This window comes from Streptomyces laculatispora (genome assembly GCF_017353455.1).
Classification (GTDB): domain Bacteria; phylum Actinomycetota; class Actinomycetes; order Streptomycetales; family Streptomycetaceae; genus Streptomyces; species Streptomyces laculatispora.
The window spans coordinates 1-18,420 of sequence record NZ_JAFMPZ010000107.1; the positions used below are offsets into that span (position 1 = coordinate 1).

16 protein-coding genes and 4 pseudogenes are annotated in these 18,420 nt (G+C 70.3%); 7 read left to right on the forward strand and 13 right to left on the reverse strand.

Annotated features, from left to right (window positions below; translation table 11 throughout):
- Positions 1 to 143: 143 nt before the first annotated feature.
- The gene (locus J1C73_RS06360; protein ID WP_307797614.1) at positions 144 to 824 is read right to left on the reverse strand and encodes a CBS domain-containing protein; all 681 of its coding nucleotides are present in this window, start codon (positions 822 to 824) and stop codon (positions 144 to 146) included.
- A gap of 180 nt (positions 825 to 1,004) precedes the next feature.
- Between J1C73_RS06360 and J1C73_RS06365 the strand changes: the two genes are divergently transcribed.
- Both J1C73_RS06365 and J1C73_RS06370 read left to right on the forward strand, forming a co-directional pair.
- Entirely contained in the window at positions 1,005 to 1,781 is a 777-nt protein-coding gene (locus J1C73_RS06365; RefSeq protein WP_207315465.1) for an HAD family hydrolase, read from the forward strand.
- A complete protein-coding gene (locus J1C73_RS06370; protein ID WP_207315466.1) occupies positions 1,778 to 4,264 on the forward strand; it encodes a glycoside hydrolase family 65 protein in 2,487 nt (828 codons plus the stop codon). The genes J1C73_RS06365 and J1C73_RS06370 overlap by 4 nt, the downstream gene beginning before the upstream one ends.
- Here the strand turns inward: J1C73_RS06370 and J1C73_RS06375 are convergent.
- The 9 genes and pseudogenes from J1C73_RS06375 to J1C73_RS06415 all read right to left on the reverse strand — a co-directional run bounded on the left by J1C73_RS06375 (position 4,255) and on the right by J1C73_RS06415 (position 11,340).
- Positions 4,255 to 4,941, reverse strand: coding sequence for a CBS domain-containing protein (locus J1C73_RS06375; RefSeq protein ID WP_207315467.1), 687 nt, complete (start codon positions 4,939 to 4,941; stop codon positions 4,255 to 4,257). The genes J1C73_RS06370 and J1C73_RS06375 overlap by 10 nt on opposite strands.
- Positions 4,942 to 5,147: 206 nt before the next feature.
- The gene (locus J1C73_RS35905) at positions 5,148 to 6,080 is read right to left on the reverse strand and encodes a universal stress protein (RefSeq protein ID WP_207315468.1); all 933 of its coding nucleotides are present in this window, start codon (positions 6,078 to 6,080) and stop codon (positions 5,148 to 5,150) included.
- A 34-nt stretch (positions 6,081 to 6,114) separates the two neighbouring features.
- Positions 6,115 to 7,002: a universal stress protein gene (locus J1C73_RS06385; RefSeq protein WP_207315469.1), complete on the reverse strand. Its 888-nt coding sequence runs from the start codon at positions 7,000 to 7,002 to the stop codon at positions 6,115 to 6,117.
- Positions 7,003 to 7,202: 200 nt separating this feature from the next.
- Positions 7,203 to 7,454 (reverse strand): hypothetical protein, encoded by a 252-nt coding sequence (locus J1C73_RS06390; RefSeq protein ID WP_207315470.1) that lies wholly within the window; start codon positions 7,452 to 7,454, stop codon positions 7,203 to 7,205.
- A 32-nt stretch (positions 7,455 to 7,486) separates the two neighbouring features.
- On the reverse strand, positions 7,487 to 7,687 hold the full coding sequence (locus tag J1C73_RS06395; RefSeq protein ID WP_207315471.1) for a hypothetical protein: 201 nt from the start codon (positions 7,685 to 7,687) through the stop codon (positions 7,487 to 7,489).
- Positions 7,684 to 8,936 (reverse strand): annotated as a pseudogene (locus J1C73_RS06400) (IS256 family transposase). Before J1C73_RS06400 ends, J1C73_RS06395 begins: the two are co-directional and overlap by 4 nt.
- Positions 8,937 to 9,363: 427 nt before the next feature.
- The gene (locus tag J1C73_RS06405; RefSeq protein WP_207315472.1) at positions 9,364 to 10,677 is read right to left on the reverse strand and encodes a sensor histidine kinase; all 1,314 of its coding nucleotides are present in this window, start codon (positions 10,675 to 10,677) and stop codon (positions 9,364 to 9,366) included.
- Positions 10,678 to 10,786: 109 nt separating this feature from the next.
- Positions 10,787 to 10,930: pseudogene (locus J1C73_RS06410) on the reverse strand (flavin reductase family protein); the annotation flags it as partial.
- Positions 10,931 to 10,962: 32 nt separating this feature from the next.
- The gene (locus J1C73_RS06415; RefSeq protein ID WP_123469641.1) at positions 10,963 to 11,340 is read right to left on the reverse strand and encodes a hypothetical protein; all 378 of its coding nucleotides are present in this window, start codon (positions 11,338 to 11,340) and stop codon (positions 10,963 to 10,965) included.
- A 183-nt stretch (positions 11,341 to 11,523) separates the two neighbouring features.
- Here J1C73_RS06415 and J1C73_RS06420 point away from each other — a divergent pair, with 183 nt between their 5' ends.
- The 3 genes from J1C73_RS06420 (at position 11,524) to lnt (ending at position 14,758) form a co-directional block, all read left to right on the forward strand.
- Entirely contained in the window at positions 11,524 to 12,387 is an 864-nt protein-coding gene (locus J1C73_RS06420) for a universal stress protein (RefSeq protein WP_207315473.1), read from the forward strand.
- A gap of 105 nt (positions 12,388 to 12,492) precedes the next feature.
- Positions 12,493 to 12,996, forward strand: coding sequence for a nuclear transport factor 2 family protein (locus J1C73_RS06425; protein ID WP_207315474.1), 504 nt, complete (start codon positions 12,493 to 12,495; stop codon positions 12,994 to 12,996).
- Between the two features lie 97 nt (positions 12,997 to 13,093).
- Complete coding sequence (gene lnt, locus J1C73_RS06430; RefSeq protein ID WP_207315475.1) at positions 13,094 to 14,758, forward strand: apolipoprotein N-acyltransferase; 1,665 nt, start codon at positions 13,094 to 13,096, stop codon at positions 14,756 to 14,758.
- 40 nt (positions 14,759 to 14,798) lie between these two features.
- Here the strand turns inward: lnt and J1C73_RS06435 are convergent, their stop codons facing one another.
- From J1C73_RS06435 to J1C73_RS06445, 3 genes are all read right to left on the reverse strand, one after another.
- Positions 14,799 to 15,158 carry a DUF8108 domain-containing protein gene (locus tag J1C73_RS06435; RefSeq protein WP_207315476.1) on the reverse strand — a complete coding sequence of 120 codons (360 nt, stop codon included), beginning with the start codon at positions 15,156 to 15,158 and terminating at the stop codon, positions 14,799 to 14,801.
- Between the two features lie 142 nt (positions 15,159 to 15,300).
- Positions 15,301 to 16,200 (reverse strand): Gfo/Idh/MocA family protein, encoded by a 900-nt coding sequence (locus tag J1C73_RS06440; RefSeq protein WP_123467986.1) that lies wholly within the window; start codon positions 16,198 to 16,200, stop codon positions 15,301 to 15,303.
- 19 nt (positions 16,201 to 16,219) lie between these two features.
- A complete protein-coding gene (locus J1C73_RS06445) occupies positions 16,220 to 17,467 on the reverse strand; it encodes an FAD-dependent monooxygenase (RefSeq protein ID WP_207315477.1) in 1,248 nt (415 codons plus the stop codon).
- Positions 17,468 to 17,553: 86 nt separating this feature from the next.
- On the opposite strand from J1C73_RS06445, the pseudogene J1C73_RS06450 reads away from it, so the two are divergent.
- Both J1C73_RS06450 and J1C73_RS06455 read left to right on the forward strand, forming a co-directional pair.
- A pseudogene (locus J1C73_RS06450) lies at positions 17,554 to 18,088 on the forward strand (TetR/AcrR family transcriptional regulator).
- 139 nt (positions 18,089 to 18,227) lie between these two features.
- A pseudogene (locus J1C73_RS06455) lies at positions 18,228 to 18,420 on the forward strand (hypothetical protein); the annotation flags it as partial.

Genomic DNA, 18,420 nt, shown 5'->3' on the forward strand with positions numbered 1-18,420 from the left:
CGGACCATAAATAACAAGCTAAGATCCGGTTGCCGCGTGGAACGACACGTCCGATACGACTTCCCGCAGCCGCTCGCGCTGGTCGGTAGGCAGGCCGGCAGTCCGTCAAACAGGTCCGTTGTCGCTGTCACGGCCGTCGCACCTCATTCCGGAGCATGTGCGCGCCGACCGGTGAGACGGTTTACCACCGCCACCACTCCGTCGACCCGGGCCGCCATCTGCGCCGCGACGGACGCATCTCCCTCCCGCTCCAGACATCCGTGCAGCGTCACCACGCCGTCCTGGACCGACACGGTGGGCGGACCTGGATACAGAAACAGGGCGCGGGCCATGACGTCATCGATGATTTCATCGCGGAGTTCGGAGTCAGGGCGGACAAAGACCCGCAGCAGATCGCGCCGAGTGATCATGCCGATGAGCCGTGCCTCCTCGTCCACCACCGGGATCCGGCCGATACCCCGGGCAGCCATGACGCGGCCCGTCAGGGCGACGGTGTCGATTGCCCGGATGGTGACCGCCGGGGCCGACATCAGCTCTCCGACAGTGCGCCGCCCGGGCAGCGTCACCACTTCACACACAGGGGAGAAGCCGGGCCCGGCGCGGTATCGCGTCAGGTCGGTCCGGGCAACGACCCCGATCACGCGGTCGTCATCGTCCACCACCGGCAGTCCACCAACACCGTGCTCCGCCAGCAGTCCGGCCGCATCCCCGGCCGGGGTGGCGTACCCCACGCTGACGACAACCCCCGTCATCACATCCCCGGCCGTACGGAATCTCATCTCGCGCCCCTCGGTCGAGATCGGCGGAGCACTGGCTTTCACCATCGTCCTCGGGGCGGGCAGCGCGCTGGGGCTGGCCGGGGCCGTCGTCCGGGCCGTCCGGCCCTCGGGCGGGGCCCTTCGGTGCGTTGGCGGAGGTGGTCGAGCGCGGGGACGGTGGAGAGGAGACACACCACACCTGAGGACCACCGCCCGAGCGGGTGTTCCGGGGACTCGGAGGAAACGATGTCCGATACGAGCGCGACTGCGAACCAGGCCCTGGCTTCGTGTTTGCGCTCCGTACGGGCCGTGGTCCTCGACACCGACGGTGTCATCATCGAGTCCGCCGGAGCACACGCGACGGCGTGGAAGAGCGCGTTCGACGCCTGCCTGGCAGCTGCCGGAGCCGACCGTACCTTCGACCAGGTGGACGACTACCGCCGCTACGTGGACGGCAGGTCCCGCCAGGACGGGGCAGCCGCATTCCTCGACGCGTGCGGGCTGTCCCTGCCCCTCGGCGACCCGGACGACGGACCGGGAACCGAGACCGTGCTGGCCGTCGCCGCCCGCAAGGAGCAGCTGTTCAACACCTGGCTGCAGGACCACTCCGTCCCTGCCTGGCCCGGTAGCGTACGCCTGCTTCACACGCTGTGCCGTGCCCACGTACCCCGCGCGGCCGTTTCGGCGTCCCGGCACGCGACCGACCTGCTGTCCTCAGCCGGAGTCCTCGATCTCCTCCTGACCGTCGTGGACGGGACCGAGGCCCGCCGTCTCGGGCTCCCGGGCAAACCCGATCCGGCGCTCTTCCTGGAAGCCGCCCGGCGTCTCGGCGTGCCGGCGCGGGACAGCGCCGTCATCGAGGATGCGCCCGCCGGCGTCGAAGCAGGTCGGCGCGGCGGTTTCGGCCTGGTGATCGGCGTGGACCGTTCGCCGGAACGTACGGGTGCCGCCCTGCTGCACCGGTCCGGCGCCGATGTAGTGGTGACCGACCCCGGTGAGCTGCTGACCGGCGAGGAGGAATGACCGTGCACGCGTGGACCTGGACATACGAGGGCTACGACCCACAGACGGAGCGACTACGCGAAACGCTGTGCACGCTCGGCAACGGGCTTTTCGCTACCCGTGGCGCCGCCTCCGAGACGGACGCAGGACCGACGCACTACCCCGGAACGTACGCGGCTGGCTGCTACAACCGGCTCACCTCCACCGTGGCGGGACACCGGACCGAGAACGAGGACATGGTCAACCTGCCCAATTGGCTTCCGCTGCGCTACCGCGTACGCCCCGCCGGGGCACCGTCTGGCCCATGGCTCTCACCCGACAGCGCCGAACTCACCGAGCACCGCCAGACGCTCGACTTGCGGCACGGCACGCTCACTCGCCGGTCGGTATACGCGCTGGACGGACGCAGCCAGCGGCTGCACGTCAAACAGCAACGACTCGTACACATGGGTGATCCCCACCTGGCGGCCCAGCGCACCTCGTTCACCGCCGAGGGATGGGCCGGGGAGGTGGAGGTGGAAGCAGGGCTGGACGGCGATGTGCGGAACACCGGGGTCGAGCGATACCACGACCTGGCCGATCGGCACCTGACCAACTGGCTCACCGGGCAGGAGGCGGACGACACGGTTTGGCTGCGCTGCAGCACCGTCAGCTCCGACATCCGCATCGCGCTGGCGGCTCGTACCCGGGCCGTCGGCCACCGCACGGTCCGCTCCCGCACACGACTCACCGCGCGCTGGGCATCACGAACGCTGACTGTCCCAGTGGCGGACGGACAGACCGTAACCGTGGACAAGACGGCCGCCCTGTACACCTCGGGCGACCCAGCGATCAGCGGCCCCCGGCAGGCGGCTGTCGCAGCGGTACGCCGAGCCCCCGGCTTTCCCCGACTGCTGGCCTTGCACCACCGAGCCTGGGAGCACCTGTGGCGGCGTGCGGAACTGGACGTGCCGGGAGACGCAGGCCGCATCCTGCGCCTGCACATCTTCCACGTCCTTCAAACTCTCTCCCCGCACACCGCCGAACTGGATGTCGGTGTCCCCGCCAGGGGACTCCACGGGGAGGCGTACCGGGGACACGTCTTCTGGGACGAACTGTTCGTCCTCCCGTACCTGAACCTACACTTCCCGGAGGTCTCCCGCGCCCTGCTCACCTACCGTTACCGGCGGCTGCCTGCGGCCTGCCGGGCCGCACGGGAGGCGGGCCGGGCTGGGGCGATGTACCCGTGGCAGAGCGGCAGTGACGGCCGTGAGGAGACGCAGGACCTCCACCTCAACCCTCGATCCGGGCGCTGGCTGCCCGATCACTCCCGGCTCCAGCACCACGTCGGTTCGGCGATCGCATACAACGTGTGGCAGTACTGCCAGGCCAGCGGCGACACGGAATTCCTCCACAGCAAGGGCGCGGAGACACTGCTTCAGATTGCGCGCCTCTGGGCGGACAGCGCGGTCTGGGACACGTCACTCGTCCGGTACCGGGTACGGGGCGTCGTCGGACCCGACGAGTACCACGACGGTTACCCAGGGGCCACCGCACCGGGCCTTGATGACAACACCTACACGAACGTCACCGCAGCGTGGGTCCTGATGAGAGCGCTCGACGTGTGCCGCGTGCTGCCGGACTCCCGGCGGCACGAGTTGTACGAACGCCTCCAAATCGCGAGCGACGAGCCGGAGCGCTGGGAGCACGTCGCTCACAAGCTCCACGTTCCCTATCACCACGGAATCATCAGCCAGTTCGCCGGATACGGGGAACTGGCTGAGCTCGACTGGGCGTGGTATCGCAAGCGCTACGGCGACATCCGCAGGCTGGACCGCATCCTGGAGGCCGAGGGCGACACGGTCAACCGCTACAAGGCGTCAAAACAGGCAGACGTGCTGATGCTGGGCTACCTCTTCCCGCCCCGAGAACTCGCGGGCCTCTTCCGGCAACTCGGCCACCACCTCGACGACGACATGTGGCGGAACACCGTCGACTACTACCTACGCCGCACCTCTCACGGCTCCACCCTCAGCGCTCTGGTCCACGCCTGGGTGCTGGCCCGGGCCCGCCGGGACGACGCATGGGCATTCGCAGAGGAGGCCCTGACCGGGGACGTGGCAGACACCCAGGGCGGTACCACGCCGGAAGGCATCCATCTCGGTGCGATGGCCGGCACCCTGGACCTCGTACAGCGCGGTCTGACCGGCCTGGAGGCCAGTGGCGACGCCCTGCGGCTGGATCCCTCGCCTCTGCCGCAGTTTTCGAAGTTCCGGGTCGGTATCCGCTACCGCGGCCACTGGGACGTGGACCTGCGGTTCCGGGCCGAACGAGTGCGAGTCGGCGTCCCGGATTCCGACGGGGACCCCATATGCGTGGCTCTCGGAGGTCGGACAAGCACCGTTACTCCCGGCACAGCTCGTTGGCTCGATCTACCCAACCCGGAACGCAGCCGTCCGCCTGCCCGGACATCGGGGAAGCCCGGGGCGTCGTGCAGGGCGTACGGTCCTGAAGCTCAGGACTGAGGCCTGGCCAGTGGCGGTCCTGCCCGCCGGGCCGCCGCCGGCCCGAGGAGCCTGCAGTCGACATCCACCACCCCTTCGACCGCTCGTGCGAGGCGGGTGGCGATCGGTACAAGGGCGGTGTCGCGAATCGTGCCGCTGAGCGTGACCACACCTTCCTCGACTGTGACCTGAACACTCTCGCGGGGCATTGGGAAGAGACGCTGCACGACCTCTCGGCGCACCTCCTCCGCGATGTCCTCGTCGGACCGCAAGAACACCTTCAACAGGTCGGAGCGGCTGACGATCCCCCTCAGCATGCCTGCGGAATCGACAACCGGCAGACGCTTCACTTTTCGCACCGCCATGGTCCGCGCGGCCTGTGCCAGGGTGGCGTCCTCGTGGATGGTGACGGCTGGAACGCTCATCGAGTCTCCTGCCGTCAATGCTCCCGCCTTGCGGAGATCGGTGAGACGGTCCATCTGCTCGGACCGGCTCGGATCCGCGTCCCTGAACTCTTCCTTGGGCAGCAGGTCGGCCTCGGAGACCACCCCGGCCACCCGCCCGTCACCCACCAGAACCGGCAGCGCGCTCACCTTCCACTGCCCCATAGTTTCGACCATCTCCTTGAATCCGGCATCAAGGCTCACAGCGACCACGGGCCGCGTCATCACATCACTCACAAGGTGGGGGGTGTGCATGGTCCCTCCTGGGCGAGAAACTGCTCCACCAAAAGCCTGAGTTCGCCGGGCGGAGCGTGCAAGGGCCGACCGGCCCCGAGTCCGGGCTGGACGGGCAGGCAGGCAGGCAAACGGTCCGTCTCGTGACGTTCGACGCTGACAGCGGCAGGGGCTCGCCCAGCAGACCGAGAGCTCGTGGGCGTCCGTACGGCGGTGCCCGCAACTGGTCACGCCTTTGACGCAACGAGTGTGACCGTGCAGCCGGCTCGGTGGAGCACCGTATGACCGACGCTCCCCAGCTGCTGGTCAGTCCCCGCGTGCCGGGAGTGTCCACCGATCACCAACAGTCCCGCCTCCCGGCCGGCTTCCGCGAGGACATCGCCAGCCCGCCCCTCCACCGCAAAGCGGCGCACCGGGACGCCCTCGTGCCGCTCGACGGCCCCAGCGACCATCTCGTCGAGCCACTGCTGAGCCTGACGACGATGTGCGTCACGCGCCTCGTCGTACTGTCCGGTGTGGGCCGTGGCACTCACATTCCGCGGGCAGATCCACGCATGCACCACAGCCACACCCCTGTTACGTTGGCGCGCCTCGTCGAAGGCGTAGTCCAGCACCCCGGGCGATGCGGAGCTGCGTCCCAATCCGACTACGATCCAACCCTGTTCGTCCCGTCGATCCTGCCGTACCAGCGTGACGGGGCACTTTGCCCGGGCTGCCACAGCTCCGCTGACCGAGCCGAGTAGGCGCCCGACCATCGCCCCGCGGCCGCGGCTTCCGACAACGACGAGGCCGGCAGAGTCGCTCGCCGAAACCAGGTGCTCGACAGGGGCCTCATCGACGACGCTGGCGTGGACGGCAAGTCCCGGGCAGACCTTCCGTGCTCGCTCTTCGGCCTGCGCAACAATCCGTCGAGCATCCCCGGCGGGTCCTGGGGGCAGCCACCCGACGGTCGGGATCCCTCCCACATGCGCGTGCCTCAAAGCGTGCACTATCCGTAGAGGGCGTGTCCAGCGGTCCGCTTCGAGTGCCGCCCACTCCGTCGCTTGTATGGACTCGGCCGACCCATCGGCCCCGACGATCACAGGCCCGTCCATCTTCCTCACCCACTGATTGCGGTTCGATTGCTCGCCGTTGCGATCGTTCTGAAGCAGCTCACGCATCGCCCGACCGGGTGCCGACTTCGCGACGGGCACCTCATTGTTCGGGCACCACGATGACCGGAGCCTGCGCGTGGTGCATGACGGCGTGTGTCACGTGCCCCAGCAGTGTTCCGACCAGTTCATGTTTCTGCTCGTGGCGGCCCACCACGAGCAGCGAGGCTTGATGGGAAACGTGTACCAGATATTCGGCGAGGCTACCGAGATGAGCATCCTTGATCACCTTCATCTCGGGAAACTTCTCGGCCCACGGCTGGATAACACCGTCGAGCCACTTCTCTTCCTTACGGACCAGTTCTGCTTTGCGTTCGTCCCTCAGGAGACCGCAGTCCACCGCCGCTATACCTGGCAGTCTCCAGCCGTGAACAACACGTAGTGCCTGTCCGCGCTGAGCGGCCTCCCCGAAGGCAACGGCGAACAGGCTGTCGCTGTCGGCCGTGCCGTCGACGCCGAGGAGTACTTCGCGGCGCTCGGCGAGCGGTATCGGTGAGGAACCCTTCTTGGTACCGTCGGGGGGACGAGTTGGAACCCTGACGAGCGCCACCGGGCGGTCGCTGCGCGCGGCCACGGACTGGGCGACGGACCCCACGAGGAAACCACGCGGACCGCTGAGGGCCCTCGACCCAAGCACTACCATCTCACTGTCGTGACAGTGAGTGATGAGCGCATCAGCCGGGGGACCGTCGATGCGCTCCCCTGTGACCTTCAGACCTTTATAGCGCTGCGCAAGCTTCGATGCCGCCTGACGAGGCAGGTTCTCCACCCACTGTCTTTCTGTCTTGGCATCTTTGAGAACGAGAGAGTAGGGCGACCACTCCCATGCGTAGACGACGCGCAGGGCTTTACCCTCCCTCTTGGCCTTTTCCGCTGCCCATACAGCGACGGCCTCGCTCTCAGGAGATCCGTCATATCCGAGAGTGACCATGCCCATGAGCGTCCCCTTTCGCCACCTCGTAACTCCTGACGCCTCCCACCCTGCCGAGCAATGCCTCACACGGAGTAGGGCCGGGCAGGGCGAGGCCGTGGGCCGACCGGCCCGACCGGAGGCACTGAGGTATTTCTCCCAGAGGATCAGCCTTCCCGCCTGCTTGGGCCGGGAGGAATAGTCAAGACCTGTGGATCAGGTCAGTCGCGGTGGTGTCGCTGACGCAGTCGGCGACTGGCGTCAGCGCGGACGCGTCGGGTTCTTCCGGTCTCGGCGAGCAGGATGAGGACGGCGGGTGAGGGCAGGGTTTCGACGGCCTTGCGCTGGAACCAGTCGGATCCGGTGGTGACTTCCTCCGAGCCCCACGGCTCGCCCACGGCGATTGACCGCAGCAGGGTCCATTCGCGCAGACGGCGGGCGAGGAACTCCCGCTCCGCGCTGATCTCGGCCATCACGCGGGCCCAGCCGGTGAACCCCTCGTCGGTCAGCAGTAGCGCCGCTCGACGGTCGAGGGGTGACGGACGATGGCCGACTGCGCCATCGTCGTGTCCGGGTCGCGCAGGATTCTGGTCACCAGATCGTCTTCGTCTTCGTCACGGACGACGGCCAGCTCGTGCAGGTAGCGGGCGAATCGCTGGTGCTCATCCTCGGCGAAACGGTCATCGGCACCGTTGAGGCCATTCACGCGGCGGCCTCCTCGGGGCACTCGACCAAGTGGCCGCGCTCAAAACGGGCGCCGGCCCGCACCAGCGCCACGAGATGGGGCGCGTTGACCGCGCGCCAGCGGGCCTGAGCGGATTCGATCAGCTTGAAGACCATGGCGAGGGCGGCTCCCCGGCTGCCGGCGCCCTTGGTGACCTTCGTCCGCAACCGGACCGTGGCGAAGGTCGACTCGATCGGATTTGTGGTGCGCAGATGGGTCCAGTGCTCGGCGGGGAAGTCGAAGAACGCCAGCAGCTCGTCCTCGTCGTCCGTGATCCGCTTGATGACCTTGGGGTATTTCGCCTGGTAGGCGCGCTCGAAATCACGGACGGCCCTGGCCGCGTGCTCCTTGTCCTCGGCGTTGTAGATCTCCTGGATCGCGCGCTTGGCCGCGGGCTGGGCCGACTTCGGCAGGGCGTCCAAAACGTTGGCCGTTTTGTGCACCCAGCACCTTTGATGACGGGTGTCGGGGAAAACCTCGTTCAGTGCGTTCCAGAAGCCGAGTGCGCCATCGCCGACGGCCAGGACCGGGGCTCGCATGCCCCGGCGAGCGCAGTCCCGCAGCAGCCCGGCCCACGCCTCGGACGACTCGCGGTATCCGTCCGTCATCGCGATCAGTTCCTTCGTGCCGTCGGCCCGCACGCCCATCAGCACCAGGACCGCGGCCTTCGCCTCCTCCAGGCGGATGCGCAGATGGACGCCGTCGGCCCAGACGTACACGTAGTCGGTGGCGGACAGGTCGCGGTCCATGAACGCCCTGTGGTCGGCCTGCCACTGGACGGTCAGCCGCGTCACGGTGGCGGGCGAGAGGCCGGCCGAGGAGCCGAGGAACTGCTCGAGTGCGGGCACGAAGTCGCCGGAGGACAGGCCGTGCAGGTAGAGCAGCGGCAGCACCTCGCTGATCTTCGGGGACTTCCGTGCCCAGGGCGGCAGGATCGCCGAGGAGACCGCTTGCGTTCGCCTGTGGCCTCGTCGATGCGCTTGTCGTTCACGCGCGGGGCCTTGACCTCCACGACTCCGGCGGAGGTGCTGACCTTCCGCGGCTGGTGATGGCCGTTGCGCACGACCAGGCGGCGACCGCTCTCGTCCCGCTCACCGGCCAACTCGGCTATGTATGCGTTGACTTCCGCCTCCAGGGCGGCGGCCAGCATCCGCCGGGCGCCCTCGCGGACGATCTCGTCGATCAGGGATCCGGTCTCGGTGGTTCCGTCGTTGTTGACTACGCTGAGCACGGGCGTGCCTTCCCGACCGGCGCTGCGAACGCCGGCCTACTCGGTGACCTTCAATCGATCACTCGGGAAGGTACGCCCTTCGCGTGCCACCCGAGCCCCGATCCACAGGTCTTGAGCATTGCTCCTTGGCTGGACAACATGCACGACTGTGTGTCCGGGCTCCGTTCATTAGGCCGGCAGCTGGACATACGCTGCTCCGTGCCCCGCTGGCCAGTACCGAGAAGTCGGCAGCCGGCCAACCCTGGCCGGTGCTGTCCACCAAGACCACCGACTGTGACCTGACGGGCCAGCTACGAGATTGCGAAGTGCACCGCCGCCCTGCTCCTGAACACCGCTGAGGCCGAACAGCGCTGCGTCCTTTCACTCGTGGCGGACTCACCCGTCTCACTTGCCGGACCGCTGAGGGGCTGCAGCCGACCGTGCGTTGTCAGCGGGGAAACGTAAGTTGGAAGGTGGTGTGTCCGGGGTTGCTGGTGACGGTGACGGTTCCGCCGTGGGCGGTGATGATGGCGTGGACGATGGCGAGGCCGAGGCCGGTGCTGCCGGTGGTGCGGGAGCGGGCGTGGTCCGCGCGGACAAAGCGGCCGAAGATCTCCGGCTGGAGCTCTTCGGGGATGCCCGGCCCGTTGTCGCTGACGCTGACGGACACGGTGGCCCGGTCGGTGGTGAGGGCGATGGTGACTTCGGTGCCCGGTGGGGTATGGGTGCGGGCGTTGACGAGAAGGTTACCGATGGCCTGCTGGAGCCGGTGGGCATCGCCGGTGACGGTGACGGGTTCTTCGGGGAGGTCGAGGAGCCAGCGGTGGTCCGGGCCGGCGGCGCGCGCGTCGTCCGTGGCGTTCAGGATCAGCAGGGTCAGATCGACCGGTTCCTGTTCGAGGGGGCGTCCGGCTTCCAGGCGGGCGAGGAGCAGCAGTTCGTCGACGAGGAGTGTCATCCGCTGGGATTCACGGTCGATGCGCTCCAGTGCGTGGCGGACCTCGGTGGGGACGGGGCCGCGGTGGCGCAGGGCGAGTTCCGCGTGGCCGCGGATGTTGGCGACTGGGGTGCGCAGTTCATGACTGGCGTCGGCGGCGAAGTGGCGGAGGCGTTCCTCACTCGCCTGGCGGCGGGTGAGAGCGTTCTCGATGTGGCCGAGCATGTGGTTGAGGGCGCCGCCGACCTGGCCGACCTCGGTGCGGGGGTCGGTGTCCGGAAGGGGGCCCGGCATGGCGATCTCGCCGCTGGCCAGCGGGAGTCCGGCCACCTCCGCCGCCCGCGCGGTGACCCGCTGGAGGGGGCGCAGGGAGACCCGTACCCACAGGACTCCGACGATGCCGGTGATCACGAGGGCCGCGCCGAACAGCGCGGCTTCGACGGCTTCGACGGCTTCGAGACGGTGGACGGTCTCTTCCACCGGGTGCAGGGGCAGGCCAGTGATCAGGATGTCCTGGTCGTCGCCGTGGACCGCTGTGACGCGGTAGGCGCGCAGCATGGAGAGGCGGATGGTGTGTCCGTGGCCGTCGGTGGGGATTGCTGTCAGGGCGCGGCGGTCCTCGGGGGTGAGCGCGAGGCTGCGGTCGGCGTCGTCGTCGACGACTGCGGCCTGGGTGACGGTGCCGTGCAGGATGCGGGCCCCGAAGGTGGAGTCGGCCTGTCCCCGGGTGTCGGGACGGTTGTCGGCGTCCCGTTCGGACTCGTGTTCCAAGCTCGCGGCAAACCGGCCGCCGGACGCGGCCAACTGCTCGTCCAGGCGTCCCATATCAAGACAGGTCTCAGCGGCACAGCGAGAGTGGCCAATCAAGCCAACCCAGACGTTGTCACACCCTCCGACCTGCGCTAACGTCGACGATCCGTCATCGCTTTCCGTGGAACCTCGCAGGTGCGAGGTTGGCCGTTTCGCCGTCCGGGGTGACGGTGGAGATCCAGGCGATGGGCCGGGGAACGACCACGGCGGTGAGCAGCCGGTAGAACGTGCCCCGGTCCGTGCACTGGGGGTCGAAGTCGATGCGCATGCCGACGAGTATGCCGCCCGTCCCGGACGGCCCTACGCTTCCGTTTCCCCCGGGCCCTCGGTGCCGAACTGCTCGGCCCGCAGCGCGAGGTCCTGCAGCACGTCCGCGGACGACACATCCGTCTGACCCGAGTCGTGCACCTGCGCCAGCATCGCGAACGCCAGGGTGAACGCGCCGACCAACTGCTCCACCGCTCCCCCGACCTCGCGGCCGACCAGCCCCACCACGTCCTCGATGGTGGCGTCCTCGGGGATCGCGATCCGCGGCATCGTCTCGTTCAGGAGGGCGGTCACCACGGTCGAGTCGTTGCTCGGGTCACCTCGGTCCGGGCTCTCCTCCAAGAGCCTGCGCATTTCGCCCGCCTCCGTGAGGATGCCGATCACACGCTTCACGACTTCGCTCTGCTCCATCCCGCGAGCATAGGTGCAGGCGCGGCAGCCGACGAGGACAACAGCGTTCGGCGCACCGTCGTGCCGGACCCGGCCGGCCGCCCCCGCCTCGGCGACGGGCAGCGGCCGGCCGTAGCGTACGAGGGACGTCCCCGGCGCGCACGTGCCGGACGGGACACCTGCCAGCGGACTCCGGAGACAGCCATGACCAGCACCGAGCTTCCCGTGATCGCCGGGGTCGACGGTTCGTCGCCCGGCCGCGAGGCACTGGACTGGGCGGCCCGCGAGGCGCTCCGCCGGGGACGTGCGCTGGTGGTCGTGCACGCGCTCCAGCACACCCGGCGGGCCGGCCAGGAGGCGCAGCAGCGCGAGGCGGAGGAACTGCTCACGGAGTCCGTCCGCCGGGTGAAGGAGATCGCGCCGGGGCTGCGTCCCACGACCCTCGCGCCGCTCGACTTCCCGGCGGCGGCACTGACCGCGCTCAGCCGCGCCGCGTCGATGGTGGTGGTCGGCTCGCGCGGGCTCGGCGGTTTCCGCTCCCTGATGCTGGGTTCCAACAGCCTGGCGACCGCGTCCATGGCCCGGTGCCCCGTGGTCGTCGTCCACGGCGGGCGGCGGGAGGACGACCCGCAGGAGGCGGCGGAGGTCTTCCAGGACGTCGTTGCGGGCGTGGCCGCCGACGAGAGCAGTGAGTCGGTGCTGGAGTTCGCCTTCGAGGCGGCCGCGTCGCGCCCCGGTGCACGGTTGCGGATCGTGCACGGCTGGACGATGTTCTCCTCGATGCTGTCCGGCGGACCGGTGTTCGACCGGGACGCGGCGGCCGACTCGGCCGAGCGCACCCTCGCCGAGCTGACCGCGGGGCGGCGGGAGCGGTACCCGGGGGTCGAGGTCGTGCGGGAGCCCGTCAACGGCTCCGCGTCGCACACGCTCGTCGCGGCGTCGGCGACCGCGGCCCTGACGGTGATCGGGCGGCGCAGGGGCGGCGAGTCACTGGGGCTCGGCCTCTCGCCGGTGGCGCAGACCACGCTCACGCACGCGCGGGGCCCGGTGGCCGTGGTGCCCGGGTGACGCCGTGCTTCCGCGCCTCCGGCACCGCCGCCCGCGCGGCGGGTCCCGGCCGGCCTTCTGTGCACGGCACTTGGCCCCTGACTCCCGCGGGCACAGACTGACCCGATGACGCAGCGTGTGGATCTCTCGACCGTGATGGACCGGATCTCCATCGATGCAGTGATCACCGGCTACGCGGTGGCGGTGGACGACGGCGAATGGGCGGACTACCGGGCACTGTTCACGTCGGACGGCCGCGCCGACTACCGCGCCGCGGGCGGCATCGAAGGGCCCGCGTCCGAGGTCGCGCAATGGCTCTCGCAGACCATGCTGCTCTTTCCCGTTCGGCAGCATCTGATCGTCAACCGCCGCCTCGACCTCCAGGATCTCGGGGGCTACCCGGGCGACGGCGCCCGGGTGCAGGCCGACTACCTGAACCCGATGCGGCTCGTGAACGACGCCGAAGCCGCCGGGAACGGCGGGGACGAATCCCGTGCGACCGCACCGAACTTCGTCTCCGGCGGGCGGTACGCCTTCGACCTGGTCCGCACGGACAGCGGCTGGCAGATCCGGGGTGTGACCGTCCAGGAGAAGTGGCGGAGCCTGTCGGGCGCCCTCGCCGCCGGCTGATCCGCGCCGGTCCGCTTCCGCTGCCCCACACTGGGGGAGAACACCGGAGCGGGTCCCCGACGGAATCGGCGATGCGGGCAGGACGAGGAGGCGCGGCATGTGGACCAGGGCCGGGCAGCGGCGCGAGTGGGGCGAACGGATACTCGGATCCGCCCTGTGGCGTGGCGTCGTCGCGCTCCTCGCCGGTGCGCTGCCGGCGCTCGCGTTCCCCGCTCCCTCGCTGTGGTGGTTCGCCTACGTCGCCCTGGTCCCGCTGCTGCTGCTGATCCGGTCCGCCGGCAGCGGCCGCCGGGCGGCGCTCGACGGGTGGCTCGGCGGTACCGGTTTCATGATGGCCGTGCACCACTGGCTGATGCCGAGTCTCCATGTGTTCATCGTGGTGCTCGCGGCCCTGCTCGGTCTGCTGTGGGCCCCGTGGGGCCTGCTGGTCTCCCGCCTGCTGCGCGGGCCGCTGTCCGCCGCCGCGGTGGTGGCGGCCGTGATCGTGGTCCCGTGCGGCTGGCTGATGATCGAACTGGCCCGCTCCTGGGAGGCGCTCGGCGGCCCCTGGGGGCTGCTGGGCGCGAGCCAGTGGCAGGTGACACCCGCGCTCCGGCTGGCTTCGGTGGGCGGGGTCTGGCTGGTGAGCCTGCTGGTGGTGGCGGTGAACACCGCGCTCACCGTGCTGCTGGTGGCCTCGGCCGCCCGTACGGCGGCCGTCGTCTCGCTCGTGGCGGGCGCCGTGGCGGTGGGCACGGTGTGGATGTGGGCGCCGCAGCCGGAGCGTTCGGGGGTGGCGCGGATCGCCGTCGTGCAGCCCGGTGTCATCGAGGGGCCCGGCAGTGTGCAGCGCCGTTTCGCCCGCAGTGAGGAGCTGACGCGCTCGCTGGCGGGCCGGGACCTCGACCTGGTCGTGTGGGGCGAGAGCAGCGTCGGGGTCGATCCGGTCCGGCGGCCCGATGTCGCGGCCCGGATCGCGGCGCTGTCGCGGCTGGTGGGCGCGGATGTGCTGGTGAACGTGGACGCCAAACAGACCGATGCGTCGGGCCGGACCGGCATCTTCAAGAGCGCGGTGCTGGTGGGTCCGCGGGGACTGACCGGGGACCGTTACGACAAGATGCGGCTGGTTCCCTTCGGCGAGTACGTCCCAGCCCGTTCGGCACTCGGCTGGGCCACCTCGATGGGCAGGGCGGCCGGCGAGGACCGGCTGCGCGGCACACGGCAGGTGACGATGACGCTGCCCGGCGCGAGTGCGCTGCGCATCGGCCCGCTGGTCTGTTTCGAGTCCGCGTTTCCCGACATGAGCCGGCGGCTGACCCGTGACGGTGCACAGCTGCTGATCGCCCAGTCCTCCACCTCGTCCTTCCAGCACAGCTGGGCACCCGCCCAGCACGCCTCGCTCGGAGCGCTGCGGGCCGCCGAGAACGGCCGCCCAATGGTGCATGCCACGCTGACGGGTGTCAGCGCGGTGTACGGCCCGCAGGGTGAGCGGGTCGGTGCTCCGCTCGGTACGGACACGAGCGGGGCTGAGGTGTTCGGCGTACCCCTGGCCGGCGGCACCACGCTGTACGTCCGGCTGGGTGACTGGCCGTTGTACGGCGCACTGGGCATCCTGGCCGCGTTCTGCGCCCTCGAAGGGATACGGTCCGTGCGCGGCAGGCCCAGCCGGTCCGTACCGGTGGGTGCGGTCGCCGCGGACGACGGGGCGGCATCCGTACAGCCCACCCGCCCGGCAGCGGAGTCCGGGACGGAGCCGGAGTCCCGGACGGAGCCCACGCAGTGACCCACGGGTCGTGCACGTCCGGCTCATGAGTGGTGTGCGTTCAGAACGTGTTCCGGCCCGGACCGTTCACGGAGACGATGTCGCCCATGGCGTCAGCGGTGAGCGCGATCCGTTCGACCTTGTTGGTCACGCCCAGCACCAGCCACACCACGCCCCACATGAAGCAGCTGAAAACCGTCAGGACGGCGTGCAGCACATGGTTCAGGGGACGGCCCCGGACCATGACGACCTGGGTCGCGGAGCGGGACTCCACGCGCCAGCCGCTCGCGATCCGCTGGCTGACCGCCCAGTCGAGGATCAGGGCGCGCTGCATGGCGTCGGGCGGACGTCCGTCCGCCGAGTAGTAGCCGGGCGGGGGTTGGAGCGCACTCCAGCCGTGGGACTCGCGGCGGGGCTTCACGAGGTCACCTCCACGGGCCGACGGTCCATCTCCTCAGCCTGCATCGGCCCCGGTCCGCACGCATCCGGAGGAACGGCGGGCGGGGGCAGGGGCCGCCCCGTCCCGGACGAGCTGCCCACCACGTGCGGCCCTGCGCAAGGCCCTACGCGCAGTCGAGATCGCGCAGGATGCGCTCGCAGAGTTCGTGCGTCTCCAGGGCGTCCCGGGCGCTCAGCGGCTTTCCGGCCCGCACGGCGTCCAGGAACGACAGCACGCTCTGCTCGATGCCGCGCTGACGGGCCACCGGCACCCAGTCGCCGCGCCGCCGTACGCTCGGCTGCCCCTTGTGGTCGATCACCTCGGCGAGGTTGACGACCTCACGCTTGGAGTCCTGGCCGGAGACCTCCAGCCGTTCCTCGGTCGAGCCGCTGAGCCGGTTCATCGCACCGATGGCGGTGAAGCCGTCGCCGGACAGCTGGAGCACGACGTGGTGCATCAGGCCGTCGCGGATCCTGGCCCGTACGACGGTGTGCTCGACCGGCCCGGGTACCAGGAAGCGCAGGGTGTCGACCACGTGGATGAAGTCGTCCAGGACCATGGTCCGCGGCGCCTCCGGCAGCCCGACCCGGTTCTTCTGCATGAGGATCAGCTCGCGCGGGTGCTCGGCGCACTGGGCGTAGCCGGGCGCCACGCGGCGGTTGAAGCCGACGGCGAGACCGACACCGCGCGCCTCGGCCAGCTCCACCAGTCGCTCGGACTCCGCGAGTCCGTACGCGAGCGGCTTGTCGACGTAGGTGGGAACGCCCGCCTCGATCAGCCGCCCGGCGATCTCCGGATGTACTGCGGTCGGGGCGTGCACGAACGCCGCGTCCAGCCCCTGGGCGAGCAGCGATTCGAGGTCGGTGTGACACTGCGCGGCCGGAATCCGGTGGGTCTCGGCAACCGCCGCCAGGGTGGCGGGGGTGCGGGTCTGCAGATGCAGTTCGATCCCCGGCAGGGTGGTGAGTACTGGCAGATACGCTTTCTGCGCGATGTCGCCGAGCCCGATGCAGCCGACCTTCACAGGGTCCCCCTCTTGCTGTTCAGCGCCGTGCGTCGCGGTTCTCGTCCGTGATGGTCCACCGCGGTCGTACCGGCGCGTCGTTCGTCCCGGCAGCATACGTGGGCCGCGGCGGCCGCCAGTCGGCGATGCCGTCGAAGGTGCGCAGGACCAGGCCCGGTCCGAGCCGGGAGGCCGTGGACATCACGAAGTCGCGTACCGCGACGGAGACGGGCCCGGACAGCCGCATCAGCCGTGAGACCTGCGCCGCCTTGCGGACTACGGCGGTGGTCCGGGGCAGCCGGTCTGCGGTGTACGCGGCGAGGCCCGCGCCCAGGTCCGTGCCCGGTGCCACGTGGTGGGCGAGCACGATCGCGTCCTCGATGGCCTGGTTGCCGCCCTGGCCCAGGGTGGGAGCCATGGCGTGGGCGGCGTCCCCGACGAGCACCGTGCGGCCCCGGTGGAAGGCGGGGAGCGGGTCGGTCATCTGGTGGACGTCGTTACGGAGGACGCCTCCGGGTTCGGCGGCGGCGATGATCCCGGGGACCGGCTGGTGCCAGTCGCCGAACCGGCGCAGCAGTTCCGCCCGCTCGTCGTCGGCGGCCCGCGCACCCGCCGGGGCGACGGCCGCCGCGTAGGCGTAGATCCGGCCGTCCTTGAGCGGCTGGCTGCCCCAGAGCGCGCCACGGCCCCAGGTCTCATGCGGGGCGAAGGACTCGGCGGGCGCGGGGACGAGGACGCGCCAGGTGGTGAAGCCCGCGTACGACGGACCGGGATGGTCCGGGAAGAGGATGCCCCGTACGGCCGAGTGGATGCCGTCGGCGCCGATCACGAGATCGGCCTCGACGGGCCCGTCCGGAGTCCCGATCACGGCCGGGCGTCCGCCCGCGGCGCCCGGGTCCACAAGGTGGGCCGGGCAGCCGGTGCGGACGGCGGACGCGGGAAGCCCGGCGGCGACGCGGTCGATCAGGGCGGCCCGGTGCAGCAGGACGAGCGGACCGCCGAACCGCTCGGCCGCGGCGGCGCTGTCGGTCCTGGAGAGCCAGCGGCCGTCGGGTGAGCGCATGCCGCCCTCGCCCTGCCAGGCGGCCAGGGACCTGATCTCGTCGCCGAGCCCGATGACGTCCAGGGCGCGCTGCGCGTTGGGGGCGAGGCTGATTCCGGCGCCGACGGGCTCCAGCGAACCGGCCCGCTCCAGCACGGTGACCTGCCAGCCGGACCGGTGCAGGGCCACCGCCGCGGTGAGACCGCCGACTCCGCTGCCGATGATGACCGCGCGGGGCGTGTCCATGACTCCTCCTCGATCCCGGCCTTCGGAACTACACCTGTAGTGGAATCACGGTACTACAGCTGTAGTGTCAACGGTAGGTTGAGCCCATGGCCACACGCACCACCGGTTCCGCCCGGGCCGAACTGATCACCGACGCCGCACTCGCCCTGCTGGCCGAGCGCGGCATGCGGGGGCTGACCCACCGAGCGGTGGACGAACGGGCCGGCCTCCCCCAGGGGTCGACGTCCAACTACGCCCGCACCCGGCAGTCCCTGCTGGAGGCGACGGTGCGCCGCCTGGCGGAGCGCGAGTCCCGGGTGCTGGCACCCGGCGAGCTCCCGGCGCCGGGCGCGACAGCCGACAAGACCGGCACGGCCGCCTCGGTGCCCGCCCCCGGCGCGGCCGACGCCGGCACCACCGCCAACCCGTCCGGACCTGCCGCCCCGTCNNCGCGAACCGCTGGTGGCGCTGATGACGGCGGCCGGATCGCTTGAGCCCGAACGGCACGCCCTGTCCCTGGTGGCCTGGTGCGAGGGGCTGATGTTCTCGTGCGCGGCCGGCTCCTCCACCCGTTCCGTGCCGTCCGAGGCGGAGCTGCGCACCGGCTTCGGCGAGTTGCTGCGCGGGATGCTCGGGCGCTGACGCTCGGGCACCGCACCGCACCGCACCGCCGCCGCGAAGCCGCGACACGCGGGCGCCGCGCTGACCGGGGTCACTCGTGCGGACCAATCCGAGGATTCCGGCTCACTCAATGGACGTTCCGCCCAGCAGAGTTGATCAGGTGCATCGAACCAGAACCACCGTGAAGCTCCTGGTCGCCGTGGCGGTCACGGCCCTGTCCGGCTGTGTGTCCGTGCAGCCGCGGCCGAGCGCCCCGCCCACTCCGGCGGCCGACCGGCCTGCCCAGGACCTGGCCCCACAGATCGGCCGGCCCCCGGTCCGCGACATCCTGGAAGCCGTACCTGCCCCGGAGC

Bases quoted from the DNA above. Each gene is read 5' to 3' on its own strand.
- J1C73_RS06360 (WP_307797614.1), bottom strand. From the start codon at position 824: ATGGTGAAAGCCAGTGCTCCGCCGATCTCGACCGAGGGGCGCGAGATG.
- J1C73_RS06365 (WP_207315465.1), top strand. From the start codon at position 1,005: ATGTCCGATACGAGCGCGACTGCGAACCAGGCCCTGGCTTCGTGTTTG.
- J1C73_RS06370 (WP_207315466.1), top strand. From the start codon at position 1,778: ATGACCGTGCACGCGTGGACCTGGACATACGAGGGCTACGACCCACAG.
- J1C73_RS06375 (WP_207315467.1), bottom strand. From the start codon at position 4,941: ATGCACACCCCCCACCTTGTGAGTGATGTGATGACGCGGCCCGTGGTC.
- J1C73_RS35905 (WP_207315468.1), bottom strand. From the start codon at position 6,080: ATGCGTGAGCTGCTTCAGAACGATCGCAACGGCGAGCAATCGAACCGC.
- J1C73_RS06385 (WP_207315469.1), bottom strand. From the start codon at position 7,002: ATGGTCACTCTCGGATATGACGGATCTCCTGAGAGCGAGGCCGTCGCT.
- J1C73_RS06390 (WP_207315470.1), bottom strand. From the start codon at position 7,454: ATGGCCGAGATCAGCGCGGAGCGGGAGTTCCTCGCCCGCCGTCTGCGC.
- J1C73_RS06405 (WP_207315472.1), bottom strand. From the start codon at position 10,677: ATGGGACGCCTGGACGAGCAGTTGGCCGCGTCCGGCGGCCGGTTTGCC.
- J1C73_RS06415 (WP_123469641.1), bottom strand. From the start codon at position 11,340: ATGGAGCAGAGCGAAGTCGTGAAGCGTGTGATCGGCATCCTCACGGAG.
- J1C73_RS06420 (WP_207315473.1), top strand. From the start codon at position 11,524: ATGACCAGCACCGAGCTTCCCGTGATCGCCGGGGTCGACGGTTCGTCG.
- J1C73_RS06425 (WP_207315474.1), top strand. From the start codon at position 12,493: ATGACGCAGCGTGTGGATCTCTCGACCGTGATGGACCGGATCTCCATC.
- lnt (WP_207315475.1), top strand. From the start codon at position 13,094: ATGTGGACCAGGGCCGGGCAGCGGCGCGAGTGGGGCGAACGGATACTC.
- J1C73_RS06445 (WP_207315477.1), bottom strand. From the start codon at position 17,467: ATGGACACGCCCCGCGCGGTCATCATCGGCAGCGGAGTCGGCGGTCTC.